Here is a 14,494-nt window from a genome sequence, read left to right as displayed (position 1 = left end):
ACCCTGGAAAAGGCCTGCTCCGCAGGCCGGTCGTGGGTACCGATGGGGACGCTCTCAGCTTAACCCTTAGCTAATCCTTCGAGATACCTAAGTTGGCTTTTGGGAAGCTCTTCCCACTCCGCTGGAGAGAATAACTCAATCCAAAGCTGACTAAAATGCTGGCGAATAAAACGGTGTTCCATAAATGGGTTTGGTGCGAAATGAAACCGGAATCCCTTTTGACGGATAGCTTCCTTTACTGGCGCCCTGATTCCGGTGTCGGGAGAATTAACAATTAACTCAAAGATTGGCCAACACCCAACCCTTACTTCATCAAGAGGACAATTTTTGCCCTTAACGAAGGATTTTTCAATGATCTCTTGAATACACTGCTGCTGCTCGATTAGCGCCAAAACGATAGCACACTTTAATGCATCACTAAAGCCAGAAGAAAACCTACGAAAGTCGATACTATCCGAGTCTTTACCTTTTGCCCAATGGTAGGGCTCCTTTGGCCCCAGGAAGTAGTTTAGCGAAGCGCATCCTTCTCGCCGCGTTATGCCAACTACGGTTTCGATGATCGTTGTATCTAACGAGATCAAAGAATCTCTCCAGGCAGTTTCCCAATCCGTGATGACCTGGTCAAAGTCAGGCTCTTGTGCTCCAATAATTTGTGGGCAGGTAAGAAAGACAAACCAAATTAGACAAATGCCAAGGCTTTGAAAGCTGGCCAATACCATGTGTAAATATTTAGTAGACACAGGATGTCCTAAAATGCTAAACTGCATAAAAATTGGCCTCCTGTTTTCTTTGGAGAAAGCAATGGCCGGTAATTTCTTCTCCGCTCGGCGGACCAGTCAGCTCGTTCCTCGCGCCTGGGCCGACGAGCTTTCCCCCTGCTTATTTCGCTGGTGCTGCGGTAATCGGCCAGGTGAGTATCCGCGATTCCGGGGGAATCGCCATCCTTTTTTGCTGCTCGGTAGTGGCAGGGCATGTCCTCCCGACACCCAACCCGTTGATCTTTCCTTGGTGGCTTTTACCCTTTTTTTTAATCATGCTTCTCCTTCGCCTTCACCTCGATCCTAAATCCCCAAAAAGCCGCCACGGGAAAGGTTCCCGCGGCGGCCCGAATACGCTCTCTAGGTTATAATTTAGGTAGGCCAGACGACTACGATGTTGCTGCCATCACTGAAGTCGGCGCCCACCACCCGGAGGTGGTAGATGCCGGGGGGTAGATCGGCGGGAATCATGAAGTTGACCTCGTTGGGTCCACGGATAACCCGACGCGCGACTTCCACCAGTGGCTGCCCGTCAATTCGCAGGAGAATCATGGTGACTACGCCACCTCCGGGACTGGTGAAACTGACGGTAACTTCCTTCCCGGCGGTCGCGGGGTTCGGGTAGATTTTGAAGATATCCGTATCGAGGACGCAGGTGGCGCAGCCTTCGGCGGCGGCCGCCGGAAGGGGCAGGTTTTGGTTATCCTCGATGACGACGTCGCCAAAGGCGGGGGTATGGCCCTCGGCCATCCACTGGTCCTTGAGGGATTCCACGCGCTGTTCCAACTGATTGACGGCGACGATCTCTTCTTGGGGACGTTCCGCCTGCAGGCTTCCCCCCGCTTCACCCAGGTAGAAATAATCAATGGCAATGTCGCTTTCCGGGCCGGTCCCGCCCGTCTCGCCAACGATTCTCACCCGGGTCTGACCGGAATTGTAGGGACTCAGATCAACGGTAGCGTAGCTCCAAATGAAACCATTGTTACCGGTGTCTTCAAAGGCCCGCTCCCAGCTCTGCCCCCCATCGTCGCTTACCTCGATGGCGAAACTTCCCTGGTGGATGCCGTACATATTGTAGGCCACCTGAACAATTGGCTGGGTCAGGGAGGTCATGTTCAGGCATTTTTTCACCGTGAGTACTCCCGTTCTGGGATTATTGCCGTTGCCCGCCTCGATGTAGCGATACTGGGGTCCGGCCGGGAAGGGGATAAAACTTTGGGGGCCCGTCCCCGTCGTGGGGGTATCTCCGGTCAGGCGCCGCCAGTTTGTATCGTCGTCGCGGTTTTGCTTTAGCAAGCCCAGGCCATTACTTTCAAAATCGTAGCTGTAGGGCCAGCCTCCACCTTTGGTTCCGTTACACGCCAGCGGATCCGAAACGTAGACCGAGGCCACGCCAAAACAGCCGTTGACGTCCGTTACGGTTACGGAGTAGTTGCCGCTGCTGAGCCCGGTAGCCGTAGCTCCCGTAGCGCCGTTACTCCAGGCGTAGGTGTAGGGGGCTACCCCACCGGAAATGATGACGTCAATTTCTCCGTCCGCCGCGCCGGAGGTCGTGGTGGAGACGAGGTCAAGTTCCACCGGTACGGGACAGCGTTTTTCGTCGATGGTAAACAGGTCAAAGGCAAAATCCATGTCGAGTTCCGCGCTGGCCTGGACACCGATCCGGAAACGAAAATCGGTTTCTGCGGCGTAGGGTGACAGGTCAACGAAACCGTCAAACCAGCCCGGAGGACGGTTGGCGGGTGCCTGATAGCGCACGTACTCACCGGGGGCCGGTGGGTATTCCCAGGTCAGGCCACCGTCCCGACTGACCATGAGGAAAATCGAAGAGCGCGCGTTGTTCGCCTGGAAAAAGCGAACGTGCAGCTCCGGGTCGTTCAGTCCCGTCAGATCAAAGCAGGGACTGCGTAGTTCAGCAATTTGGTAGGGATCCGTCGGCGGACCGGAGTAGCGGAAGGGAACGTACAGGTAGTTGTTGCCGTCCGCTGCGGCGGAGGGACCGTCGAAGGCACTCGCTCCCGAACCGATGAGAAAATCGAGGTTGGTGTAATTACCGTAGTTTTCGGCCACGTTGAGGTATCCATCCATGCCATTTTCAAAGCTGGCTGCGGTGGGTGCCACCACCACCGTACCGGGGCACTGGGCGGACAGGGAAAGGGAACAGGAGAAGAAAGCAAGTATCGTCAAAAGCGCATAAAGACGTAACATGGGATGAGGAGTTTTGAAAACCCGGGTAAACTTTTCACTCACGGCCTGCCCTACCATCAATACCCCTGATCACCGTCCGAAATCCATCGGAAAGTGTTGGGAAACATCAGGTGTGGGGAGCAATCAGTTCGAAGTAGTTTACGCGGGTTTTGGGATTACAAGAAGTGAGTGGAGCAGTCCATCACCGTTGACCACACAAGACTACTGCACCCCATCCCTCCACGTTAGTCACCTTGATTAAGTGGTTAGTAAAAATGATTAGTTGGCGGATCCCTCACCAAAAATTTCCGATTGGAGAAACTTTTTAGGCCACACACTTAGTTTAATATCAAAACTAACATAATGAAACTCCTACCCTACACTACCCTCCAGACACAACTCCCCGAGCGGGGCAAGCACGTCATCGCCGACTACGACAATACGATCGTCTACGTTTACCAGGCGTTCCGACCCAGCATCGCCGACTACGCCGTTGCCCACCAGCAATTTGGTGGGCCGGATTACCGCCACGGGCGCATGACCTGGATCAAACCGGGATTCATGTGGATGATGTATCGGGCCGGATGGGCCACCAAACCCAACCAGGAGCGGATTCTCCGGCTGGCGGTCACCCGGGCCGGGTGGGAGCAAATCCTTCGGGAGGCGGTCCATTCTTCGTTTCAACCCACACTGTACCCCGATCAGGAAGGCTGGAAGGAAGCCCTCGCCAGTTCTGACGTGCGCCTGCAGTGGGACCCTGACCATGACCCCTACGGCAACAAGCTCGAGCGTAAGGCCATTCAGATTGGATTACGCGGCCAGACCCTACACCGTTTCCACCGGGAATGGCTGGTTGGCATCCACGACATCACTCCTTTCGTGGTGGAACAACGGAATCATCAAGGCAACCCCATGGTGCCCGAAGAGCGGGTGATGGCGCTTCCGGGGGAGATAATTAGGAAAATCTAACGGAGAAGATTTAAAAGTACTGACGCGATCTTGCGGTTGGGCCAATAGACTAAATGTTGCAATGCCAATGATTATCGAAAAGTTTTAACCCTCGCGGAGGCCTATAGTTAAGCCTTTTCCTCCTATCTCCTGGCTGACTAAATTGTGCGCTAGACGCTAGGGTTGTTTCATGCAATAGCCTTTTTATCATTGATCTATAGCCAAGGCAAACATTATTCTTGCTATCCAGGCTTGGTACTTTTGTCGGCCAAAAGTACCGCAAAAGCCTTCCGTCTAAATTGCCGGCTTAACGGGCTACGGCACCTTTCGACCTACGAAATTGAAACTCGCCGCACACTACTCTTTTCAAAGAACGCCTTTCGATTGTCGACTACTTGTATTCCAAGTCGTCACTAAGTATTGGCTCAAACACCAATTCCGCTTCACGGCCAAAAAGCACCCCTCCCCCTACCAGCAATTAAGGCCGGGAAAATGATTTTCCTCGTTAAATGGCAAACAACAGCATTTGCTTTTACCAAGTCTTGTGTGAGATCACACGAATTCTTTATTTAATCCTTCCAATGGTCTTGTGTCTCCACACTTCGAACATCTCACAATCAGCATGAAATTCTTCTGGATTTAATTTTCGCAGCTTGGCTTGAATGATTCTCGCATTTCCCCATTGGGAAATCAATCCGAATTGATTTAGGTCATCAGGCTGGAATGATTCATCAAACCCGCCACAATTCACTAAAGCACTGATTTGAAAATCCTTATCGATCAGATCATATCCAATGAACTCAAAATCGTGATCCAAATGGGCCCTTCGTTGGCTAGGATCTCGTATCACTGCCAATAAATTAAATGGAAGAAAATCTTTAGTGCTTTCAATAACGTACTCAAGAGAAGTAAAAAATGGCGTAACGACTTGCCCCTCTACTACCAAATATTTCCAGATCGTTTCATGGTCGGAGTCTATATTCATCAATATTTTATTGAGTAAACCATCTAGTGACACTACCTCTGACAAGTGAGTCAACTTAGACCACTTTATGTACTTCTTCCACTCCGCTTCTTGACCACTCTGGGAGCTAAAAACACCTCTCGGAGTATACCACACGTTGGATACGGGGTTGATCATTCAACAGTCTGATTTACTCCCGCATCAGCATCACCGGCAAGTCGTTGTTCCGGGCCAGGAGGTAACGCCCCCGGCCCAGTGACACCATCTCGCGGATTTCCCCCGCGACCTTTATCCCACTCCGACCGGCGTTCACGGCAGTGAACTGCCCCGTACCATCGTTCTCCAGCAGTAACCCTCTACTGGCGTCGTAACGGCCCACTTCGGGTTTTGCGTAAAAGAAATTGCCCCCGAGTAAAATATCCAGGTCACCATCCGCATCAAAGTCCAGGGATTCCAGCGCGAAAACGGGACTTTCCTGCGCCTTGGTCGGCAGCGGCTGAACGGTAAAACTTCCGTCTGCCTGCTGGAGCAGGATGACCGAGCGGAGTTCCGTCGCCTCAAAGCGTACGGAACGTTCGAGGACTTCGGCGGGGAAGATGTCCTCCATGGTCTGGTCCCCGAAGGAGCTGTACTTCAGATAGCGTTTCCGCAGGCCCGGCATTTGTTTGACCAGATCGTGCAGAAGGGGAACGGGATAGGCCTTATCCCCTTCATAGGTGGAAATGATCTGTTCGGCCGAGCCATTCTGATCGAAGTCGTTGACGTGGAGAATAACCGGTGCCGATTCCGAGGCCCGGAAACGGGAATTCAGGCCATGGTTTCCGAGGGCCAGATCCATTCTACCGTCTCCGTTGAAGTCGGCCGCCAGCACGTCGTTGTACCACCCCAACATGTCGGTGGCCGTGCCGTCTGGTCGGGCAAATTCAAGGTTCATCGGGGAAAGCTCCCCCTCCGACACGGAAAAGGCCCGGGGAGCCATCCATTCTCCGACCACGAGCAACTCGGCGGTTCCGTCACCGGTCAGGTCCGTCCAGACGGCGTCCGTGACCATTCCGATCTCCTTCAGGGCCGCGGCCTCCACGTCCGTAAAGTTTCCTTTACCGTCGTTGATCAGCAGGTAGCTATCCGTGGGTACTCCGTACAGGCCGGGGCGCATCCGGGAGCCGACGAACAGATCGAGGTCGCCGTCTCCGTCTACGTCATGGGGCGCTACGGTACTGCCCACTGCGGGCCGGCGGCTGTTCGGCAACAATTGCTTGCTCTTCGTCCACCGACGACCGTCGCCCTCATTGAGGTAAAGCCGGTCCATCAGGGCGGTGCTGGCCGCACCGAACTCACTACTACCACTAACGACGTAGATATCGTCGTCCCCGTCGCCATCGGCGTCAAAACAGGCGCAGGCGACGTCTTCACTGACCTGGTCTTCTGCGGTCACCTCCTCTCCCGTAATCAGGTAACTCCCCCGGGCGTAGGTATTGATCCGACCGGGTTGGTCCCGGGCGCCGCCGAGGTAGAAGCTGAGGTTGCCGGACCGATCAAAGCGGCCCGCGCACAGCGCGGGGCCATCCGCACTGAGCATATGGAAAATCAGGGGGTCGCGGTCGAAGTCAGAGAAGCGATTTTCTTTATGTTCGTTATTCGCGATGAAGGCCACGCGATCATCCAGGGTACGGAAGACCGTAGCTTCGGCCACTTCCTGTTCAATTTCCGGTCCTTCGGCGTAGCGAACGCTTACTTTCTCCGACTGGCTGGTCGTCACCTGACCACTACGGGCTACGGTCACCAGCTGATCCACCGCCAGATTCGTGACCACCATGAATTCTCCGTCCGGCCATTCCAGTAAAACGCTGTCGATGGTCGCTACGGGACCGAGCCCGAAGTGCATCCGGTAATCCATGCTGGACTGAAAACCCCGCATGGGCATGTGCTCCAGGAAAAAGCGGTCTTCTCCCGCAAAGACGGTGGCCTTGGTGCCGACGGCAAAGGTGTTACCGGTCTTCCCCTTCGGGATCAGTTGTAACCAGTGGTTGTCTTGTTGCTTTTCCTCGGCGTGGTTGCGGTAAAGGGTAGCCGTACGGTTAACGTTGTTGACGACCAGATCCAGGTCACCATCGTTATCCAGATCCGCGTAGGCGGAGCCATTGGAGAAGCCGAGCAGGTCAAGACCGTATTCGGCAGCTACGTCTTCAAAACGAAAGTCTTCCCCGGCCCCCAGATTGCGGAAAGCAGCATTGGGTACGGGATTGGAGGGAATGGCGTCCACCAGTTTTTCAAAATCCACTTTGCCGCTGGCGGTAATTTCACGCTTGAACTCATCGTCGGCGATGTAGTCCAGAAAGTCGCGGTTGGTGAGATCCTGATAGATGCCGTTGGCGACGAAGAGATCTTTGTAGCCATCATTTTCCATATCGAAGATCAGGGCTCCCCAGCTCCAGTCGGTGGCTTCCACACCGGCGAGTCGGCCGACCTCCGTGTAGGTTCCGTCGCCGTTGTTCCGCTGCAGCATGTTGCGGGTGAACTGGTGGAAATAGTCGTTCTTGAGGTTGTACTGGTACTTGTTCCAGTTTTCGAAGGTCGTGGCCGTCTTGATCCTTTCGTTGGTGGCCGGCAGCATTTCCGTCACGAAAATTTCTCCGTATCCGTCATTGTCGATGTCGGCCATGTCGGCGCCCATGGAAGCCGCACTGATGGAGTTCATGGATTCCGTGAGGGTTTCCCGGAAGGTGCCATCCTGATTATTCATGTAGAGGTAGTCCCGCTCGAAGAAGTCATTGGAGACGTAGATGTCCAGCCAGCCGTCCCGGTCCACGTCACCGACGGTGACCCCAAGACCGAAGCCGATGATGGAGCCGTAGATGCCGGCTTCTTCGGAAACGTCCTTGAATTCTCCGCCGTCGTTCCGGTAAAGAATGTCGCCCCCTTTTTCGTCGCGGATGGGACGTTCGTTGCGTTCGAGATTAAAGGACCCGATGGCCTGGTAGCTGTTGTTGAGCAGGTAACAATCCAGGTCTCCGTCCTTGTCGTAATCGAAGAAAACGGCGTGGGTGCTCAGGCCCTCGTTGGCCAGGCCGAATACTTCGGCCCCCTCCTGGAAGGTCCCGTCACGCTGGTTGATATACAGTTCGTTGCGGCGGTTATCGCCGGCGATATCGCCGGAATTACACAGGTAGATGTCCAGCCAGCCGTCGGCGTTCACGTCCACCATCGTCACCCCGGTGCTCCAGGCGGCCTGACCGGCAACGCCGGCCGCCTCCGTTACGTCCTCGAACTCAAAGTTCCCCCGGTTGAGGTAGAGACGGTTTTTGACGCGGTTGCCGCTGAAGTAGATGTCCGTCAGTCCGTCGTTGTTGACGTCCCCCAGGGCCACACCGCCCCCGTTGTAGTAGTTGCGGTATTTGTAGATGTTGAAATCCTCGTCGAAGGTCAGCTCGTTGGCAAAATCCACGCCGCTTTTACCCGGGGAAATCCGCTCGAAGAGGGTACTGCCATCGTAGGGAGGAATGCCCCCCTCGTCCGACGGACCGCCACAGCTCATCAGATAAAAACACGGCACCAGCGCTAGCGCCAAATACTTCTTCATTGAATACTTCATATCGGCTTGCTATAGTCCCAGGGGTTCTTCGGGCAGGGCCCGTAAATCGGTGATTCTCACCCGCACGATGCGTTCGTCCTTGATCCAGAAAGCGATGCGGCGGTTGTTCTTCACCTGCGTGAAGATCACTTTGTAACGGTCGTCGGGAACGGGAATAATATCATTCCCGTACTCCTCCTTCACGTAGGTGTACAAATCTTTGATCAGCGCGGCACTGCTGGCGTCCCGGTTCCAGGGCGACCAGTCGTCGTAGCTGATTTCCAAGTCCATGGCCAGGATCCGCCGCGGATCATCCTTACTGAAATCCGGGTAAAAGGTCATCGTCGCCGGACGATCCAGTTCCTCCGACATCGCGTAATTGACTCGGTTTCCACCGGATCCCATCACGATCTTTTTCTGCTGGTTCAGCCGGGTGCACTGGTCGTAGAATTCCTGGTCCGTCATGTCCAGTTCCAGGCCAAGGAACAGGTCATTGGTCACCGTCTTGCTGGCCAGGCCGGCCGCGAGGGCTTCCGCGTACCGTTCTTCCGGTGGACGATCATCGGTTTGACAGGAGGTGAAAAAGAGCAGCCCGAAAAAGGCCAGAAACCAGGGGTAGCGAATCATCGGGTTTGTAGTTTAAGTAATGCAGTTGATCCCCCGGAACGCCCCACCAACCACCGGCCGGTGCCGGCAGGAACCAGGGCCCGCACGTCTCCCCGCAGGACCAAATTCGTCTCGGCGGGACCGAGGGCCGTAAAGTTTCCCGTACCGTCACCCAGTAACACCGACCCGAATCCCGCGGCATTGATGCCGATTTCCGGTTTCGCGACGGTCTGGTTACCGGCCGCCAGCACGTCCAGGTGGCCGTCTCCGTTAAGGTCGGTGGTGGTTAAGGCATACAGGGGGGTCAGTTGCGCTTCGAGGGGTAAATCTTTCGGGGTCCATCCGTCGGGCAGGTTCAGCAGCACGATGGAAGCCAGCGTCTCCACCCGACCGATCTCCGATCGCTCCAGGATGTCGGCGGGAAACAGGTCCGCCAGCGTCTTGCCCACGTAGTCGGCGTAGCCGGGAATCTGCTTACGCAGTGCGGGCATTTGTTTGACCAAATCGTCGCGGAGGTTGAGGGGGTAGGATTTGCCGTCTGCGGCAAACTGGGTCAGCAACTGTTCCGCCCGCCCGTTACCGTCAAAATCGTTGACGTGCAGCTCCATTGGTTGATCGACGGTGGCCCGGAAGCGGTTGTTGAGTCCCTGGTTTCCGGCCAGGATGTCCAGCCGACCGTCGGCGTTTACGTCCGCCAGGTGCAGGCCGTGCCACAGGCCCGCGGTACCGGAAATGGACTCAACTCCGGTGATCCGGCCGGCGGCATCAAAGCTGATGATCTTTATTGCCCCCCACTCCGTGGCCACGATCAGCTCTTCGCGCTCGTTGCCGCTGACGTTAGCCCAGTGGGCGTCGGTCACCAGGCCGATGCGTTCCAGTTCCGGGACGATGGCGGGTGCAAACGCTCCCCGTCCGTCGTTGATCAGCAGGAAGCTTTCGGTCGGCACCCCGTACAGGCCGGGCCGCAGCCGGCCACCCACGAAGAGGTCCAGGTCGCCGTCGCCGTCGACGTCGTGGGGTCGCACGCAGGAAGACGCAACCGGTTTACGGGCGGAGGGCAGCACCTGTTTGCCCCGCCGGAATTTTCTACCCTCGTTGAAGTATAAGACATCGAAAAGTGCCGTGGAAGCCGGTCCGAACTGGTGGCTACCGTTGGCCACGTAGAGGTCTTCGTCGCCGTCGCCGTCGGCGTCAAAGAAGACGGCGTCGGTGTTTTCGGCATTTTGATCCTGAAGTAGCAGTGGGGTTGCCTTCAAGAAAAATCGATCATCTACCCAGAACATTGTTCCGTTCTGCCCTGCGGCTCCGCCCTGGTACAACCACTGACGGTCGGAGGACAGGGCCAGTGCCGGGCCTTCATTATTGAGGCCCAGAAACAATAGTGGGTCACGGTCAAATTCCTGGGGCCGGTCTTCTTCGTGCCGGGCTTTGGTGTCTTCGATGGTAAAGGTGAAGGCCGAACCTTTAGTAGCCGCCGGTCGGGGGCGCGCATCCGACGTTCTGCTCCTGCCCTCTCCCTGCTTCAGGCTCCAGATGGTCGCTTCCGTAACCGACACGAAGGATTCCCAATCGCCGTTGGGCCAGCGGATGAGCACGGAGTCCAGTGCTCCGGCAAAATGCAGGCGTTTGTCCACCGTACTCTGAAAGCCGCGCATGGGGTGCAGTTCCGCGTACCGCAGGCCCTTTTCCGAGTAGGCAAAAACCTGAGCACCGATGGCGTCGGGATTTGGGGCGGCGGCGGCGCGCAGGTGCAAGAGTTGTCCGGAGGTAGCCGCGTTGTTGCGGTAGATGCCCACCGGGGCATCGATGTTATTGACCACCAGGTCGAGGTCGCCATCGTTGTCCAGGTCGCCGTAGGCGGCCCCGTTGCTGAAGGTCTTCTGGTCCATGCCCCACTCCCCGGCCACTTCCCGGAACTGCAGCCCGTCTCCGCCCGCAAAGACGCCGTTGACGAGGGCTTCGCTGGGCATCTGATCGATTACGTCGGTAACGCTCTTTCCCTCCTCGAAGACCATCCGCCGGATGGCGGCGGGGTTGGCCTGGAAGTTGATGTAATCCTGATCGAGCAGGTCCTTCCCGGTGCCGTTGGCCACGAAGATGTCGCGAAAGCCGTCGTTATTCATGTCGAAGAGCAGGGCGCCCCAACTCCAGTCGGTGGCGTCCACTCCGGCCAGGCGGCTGATTTCGCTGAAGCGACCGTCGCCCCGGTTCAGTTGCAGCACGTTGCGGCTGAATTGCTGGTGATATCCCTTGTCGCGGTAGAGCTGGTAGCGGTTCCAGCCATTGAAGGCCGCCTTGGTTTTGCGCCGTTCCTCGGTGCGCGGCAGCATTTCGGTGACGAAGAGCTCCGGCAGGCCGTCGTTGTTCAGGTCGGCAAAATCGGCGCCCATGCTTCCCTGACTGATCTCCGGCAGGTAGTCCGTGAGCTGTTCCCGGAAGGTGCCGTCGCCCTGATTGAAATAGAGGTAATCCCGCTCGAAGAAGTCGTTGCTGACGAAAAGATCGGGCAGGCCGTCTTCGTTCACGTCCCCCACCGTTACGCCCAGTCCGAAGCCGATATTGGAGGAATAGATGCCGGCTTCCTGGCTCACGTCCACGAAGCGGCCACCCTCATTGCGCAGCAGTTTGTTGCCGCCCTCCGGATCGGGTATTTCCCGGAGTCCCTCCCGCAGGTCATAGCCGGTGGTGGAGCGGGTGGAGTTGTTGAGCAGGTAGGCGTCCAGGTCACCGTCCTGGTCGTAGTCGAAAAAGGCGGCGTGGACGGACAATCCCACGATATCCAGTCCATACTCGGCCGAGGCTTCCCGGAAGGTGGCGTCGCCGTTGTTCAGAAAGAGTTCGTTGTGGCGCACGCCGGTCATGCCGGGAATCTTTTCGCCGGCCGGAGGGCCGGCCTTGCAGACGTAGATGTCCTGGTCCCCGTCGGCGTCAATATCCACGATCGCCACGCCGGTGCTCCAGCTGTCCGGGCACCCCACCCCGGCTTCCCGGGTGACGTCGAGGAAGTTGAAGCCCCCCTGGTTGAGGTAGAGTCGGTTGCCGACGAGGTTTCCGGTGAGGAAGATGTCCTGAAGACCATCCCCGTTGAAGTCCGCGATCCCTACCCCACCGCCGTTGTAGAAATTGCGGTAGGTGTAGGGGTTGAGCTGTTCGGTGTAGGTCAGGGTATTCTCGAAGTCCACCCCGGTGGGGTTATTGCCGGGACTGGTCATGAGGGAGAACGCAGCGTCCGCGGGAACGCTGGATTGATCCCCGAACGTGGGTTGGGCTTCCTTTCCACACTGTTGGAGGAACAGGAGCACGCCAAGCGCCAGCAATGCCTTGATCTTGTGTCGCATCATAAAGGGAGCGCGAAGATACGGCCTTGTGATGTAAGGGTAGGCTGTTCCGTGAATTAACCCTGTGGCCATCAAGTCCTTGAATTTACTAGTAGCGGCAAGGCATGCCTTGCCGCTACTATTTGCCCCTCTGAACTGCCGCGATTCCGCAGGAATCGCTAATGAAACCTCACGGAACAGCCTAGGCCTAAGGCTTAATAAGAGCTTGTCTGGATAATTGGTCGGGAGAAGGATGACCGACCGATTCGCCTTAGCACTGGTATGGACTTCAATGATCGATCTCTATTTGACCTTTTTCGGCACTAGTGTCGTTGGGGTGTGGGACGGGGTAGAGTTATACCTCTTCTGATGGCACACAGATTGTTTTTTCAGCTGAGTCTATTCTCTTTCTAGTTCTTCCTTACCAAAAATTGAGATCGCAACTTATTTTTAATTTTGGTCAGATGAATGCAGTGGCTAAATAATGGGGGGCGTAAGAAGCCTCTAAATTTACTCCAAAGCGCCAAGAACAATTCGACCCCATAAGTTTTCCACCTTTTGCTGGCCAAAAGGTGGAGCCAAAAGCCCTCGGCTGCATCATCGGCTTAACGGGAATGGAGACCTTTGCTGACCTACAAAGCCGAAACTCGCAACCAATTTAGTGGACAAAAAACCACCGATCGGTTACACATCAATGGGTACTTTTTTAAAAGCTTTGGGGGTGCTCATACACCAGCTTTGCTTAACGGTCGCAAAGGCCTCCATTCCCTACCGATGACGAAGGCCGAAAAAAGGGGGTAGCAGGGAAAACCCGGAACAAACCACTAAGAAAGCTTGGTAGTAGCAAATACTTTAATCAAAGACAGCAACGAGAAAAATCTTATACCCGGCCTTAATTGCTGGTAGGGAGAGCGGTGCTTTTGGGCCGTGAAGCGGAATTGGTGTTTGAGCCAATACTTGGTGATTACTTGAAAAACAAGGATTCGACAATCGATAGGTGTTCTTTGAAAAAAGAAGTGTGCGGCGAGTTTCAATTTCGTAGGCGCCAAAAGTGCCGCGAGCCCGTTAAGCCGGCAATTTAGACGGAAGGCTTTTGCGGTACTTTTGGCCGACAAAAGTACCAAACTCGCATAGTAGAAAAAATGACTGTCTTTGTCAAAAATCAGTGATGAGTAGACTCCCACATCACAACTCCATTTAATACCAAAAAGCATTTTATTGAGGAAAAACATACAGGAGAAGAGGGTTATATCTCTATGCTCCCACAAGGGTTACAACTTTGCACTAATCGACGGGGAAGATCCTGCTTCATCGCGCCTAATATTGCCACATATCGATGAGCTGCTGAAAAATCTTCACCGTATTCTGAGCGTCCACCAGGGCCCGGTGTTGTTCACCTTCCCAACTGAAGCCTTCGTGTTTCACGGCGGATTTCAGTCCCCGCTTCTTGGGCAATTGGCGAATCTGCCGGTACTGCTCCTTGAGGTCGATGTGGTGGTCGAGCCAGTAATCATCCAGACGGTGGAGCTGGCAATCCGCCATCAGCTGCCGCTGATCGAACTTCCCCCAGCTGGCCAGGAGATATTCTTCGTAATCGACGCCGATCCAATCCTGAAAGTCTTCGATGACCCGCACAAAATCCCGCGCCCGGTTGATGTCGCTCTGGTCGATGCGGGTGAGGTTGCGGCAAAAGTAGGAAAGCTGGGGGTGCAGGACGGGCTTGATCAGGCGGCTGAAGGAACCGGTTACTCTCCCGTAGGGATCCAGCTCGCACGCACCGATTTCGATCGTCTCCTGGGTCATTCCGGGGGGACGTCCTTCCCAACAGGTGGCCTCAATATCGTATACGATGAATTTCACGCCTTATGGGTACGGATAATTCGGGCAAGGATGAGAAAACCACCGAAAGAGCAGACACCTCGAATCGATGGATGATTAATAGTAAACTGTGTTCATAGCATTCCAACATGCCAGACATCTGTCTTTCGGCGGAGCCCAAATGTAAACAAAAAAGAAGACACCAATCGGCTTTGGCCGATGGTGTCTTTGCAAGCCTTTGACGGCCTGATAACTGAGGGATAACTTCAGAGAGACGAAAATTGTAAACAGTTTCTGACGTACAGTGGGTCCCGGGAGGGGGCCA

At 55.3% G+C, this 14,494-nt stretch carries 8 protein-coding genes; 1 reads left to right on the top strand and 7 read right to left on the bottom strand.

The annotated features are described in order from the left end of the window. Positions 1-59 precede the first annotated feature (59 nt). Together E1J53_RS09805 and E1J53_RS09800 are read right to left on the bottom strand one after the other, a co-directional pair. On the bottom strand, positions 60-767 hold the full coding sequence (locus E1J53_RS09805; RefSeq protein WP_134272747.1) for a hypothetical protein: 708 nt from the start codon (positions 765-767) through the stop codon (positions 60-62). A gap of 363 nt (positions 768-1,130) precedes the next feature. After that, a complete protein-coding gene (locus E1J53_RS09800) occupies positions 1,131-2,966 on the bottom strand; it encodes a hypothetical protein (protein WP_216650031.1) in 1,836 nt (611 codons plus the stop codon). 342 nt (positions 2,967-3,308) lie between these two features. Between E1J53_RS09800 and E1J53_RS09795 the strand changes: the two genes are divergently transcribed. Next, the gene (locus E1J53_RS09795; protein ID WP_134272746.1) at positions 3,309-3,914 is read left to right on the top strand and encodes a DUF4291 domain-containing protein; all 606 of its coding nucleotides are present in this window, start codon (positions 3,309-3,311) and stop codon (positions 3,912-3,914) included. A 544-nt stretch (positions 3,915-4,458) separates the two neighbouring features. Here the strand turns inward: E1J53_RS09795 and E1J53_RS09790 are convergent. From E1J53_RS09790 to E1J53_RS09770, 5 genes are all read right to left on the bottom strand, one after another. Further along, positions 4,459-5,034, bottom strand: coding sequence for a hypothetical protein (locus E1J53_RS09790; RefSeq protein WP_134272745.1), 576 nt, complete (start codon positions 5,032-5,034; stop codon positions 4,459-4,461). Positions 5,035-5,047: 13 nt separating this feature from the next. Then, the gene (locus tag E1J53_RS09785) at positions 5,048-8,449 is read right to left on the bottom strand and encodes a VCBS repeat-containing protein (RefSeq protein ID WP_134272744.1); all 3,402 of its coding nucleotides are present in this window, start codon (positions 8,447-8,449) and stop codon (positions 5,048-5,050) included. 9 nt (positions 8,450-8,458) lie between these two features. Continuing rightward, complete coding sequence (locus E1J53_RS09780) at positions 8,459-9,055, bottom strand: hypothetical protein (RefSeq protein WP_134272743.1); 597 nt, start codon at positions 9,053-9,055, stop codon at positions 8,459-8,461. Further along, positions 9,052-12,375 (bottom strand): VCBS repeat-containing protein, encoded by a 3,324-nt coding sequence (locus tag E1J53_RS09775; protein WP_173021424.1) that lies wholly within the window; start codon positions 12,373-12,375, stop codon positions 9,052-9,054. Before E1J53_RS09775 ends, E1J53_RS09780 begins: the two co-directional genes overlap by 4 nt. 1,293 nt (positions 12,376-13,668) lie before the next feature. Next, entirely contained in the window at positions 13,669-14,211 is a 543-nt protein-coding gene (locus tag E1J53_RS09770; RefSeq protein WP_134272741.1) for a 3'-5' exonuclease, read from the bottom strand. Between the last annotated feature and the right edge of the window lie 283 nt (positions 14,212-14,494).

The sequence above is a fragment of the Lewinella sp. W8 genome, from assembly GCF_004375085.3.
GTDB lineage: Bacteria > Bacteroidota > Bacteroidia > Chitinophagales > Saprospiraceae > Neolewinella.
Note: the sequence above shows the minus strand (reverse complement) of the source record. Positions and strands in the feature narration are given on the sequence as shown.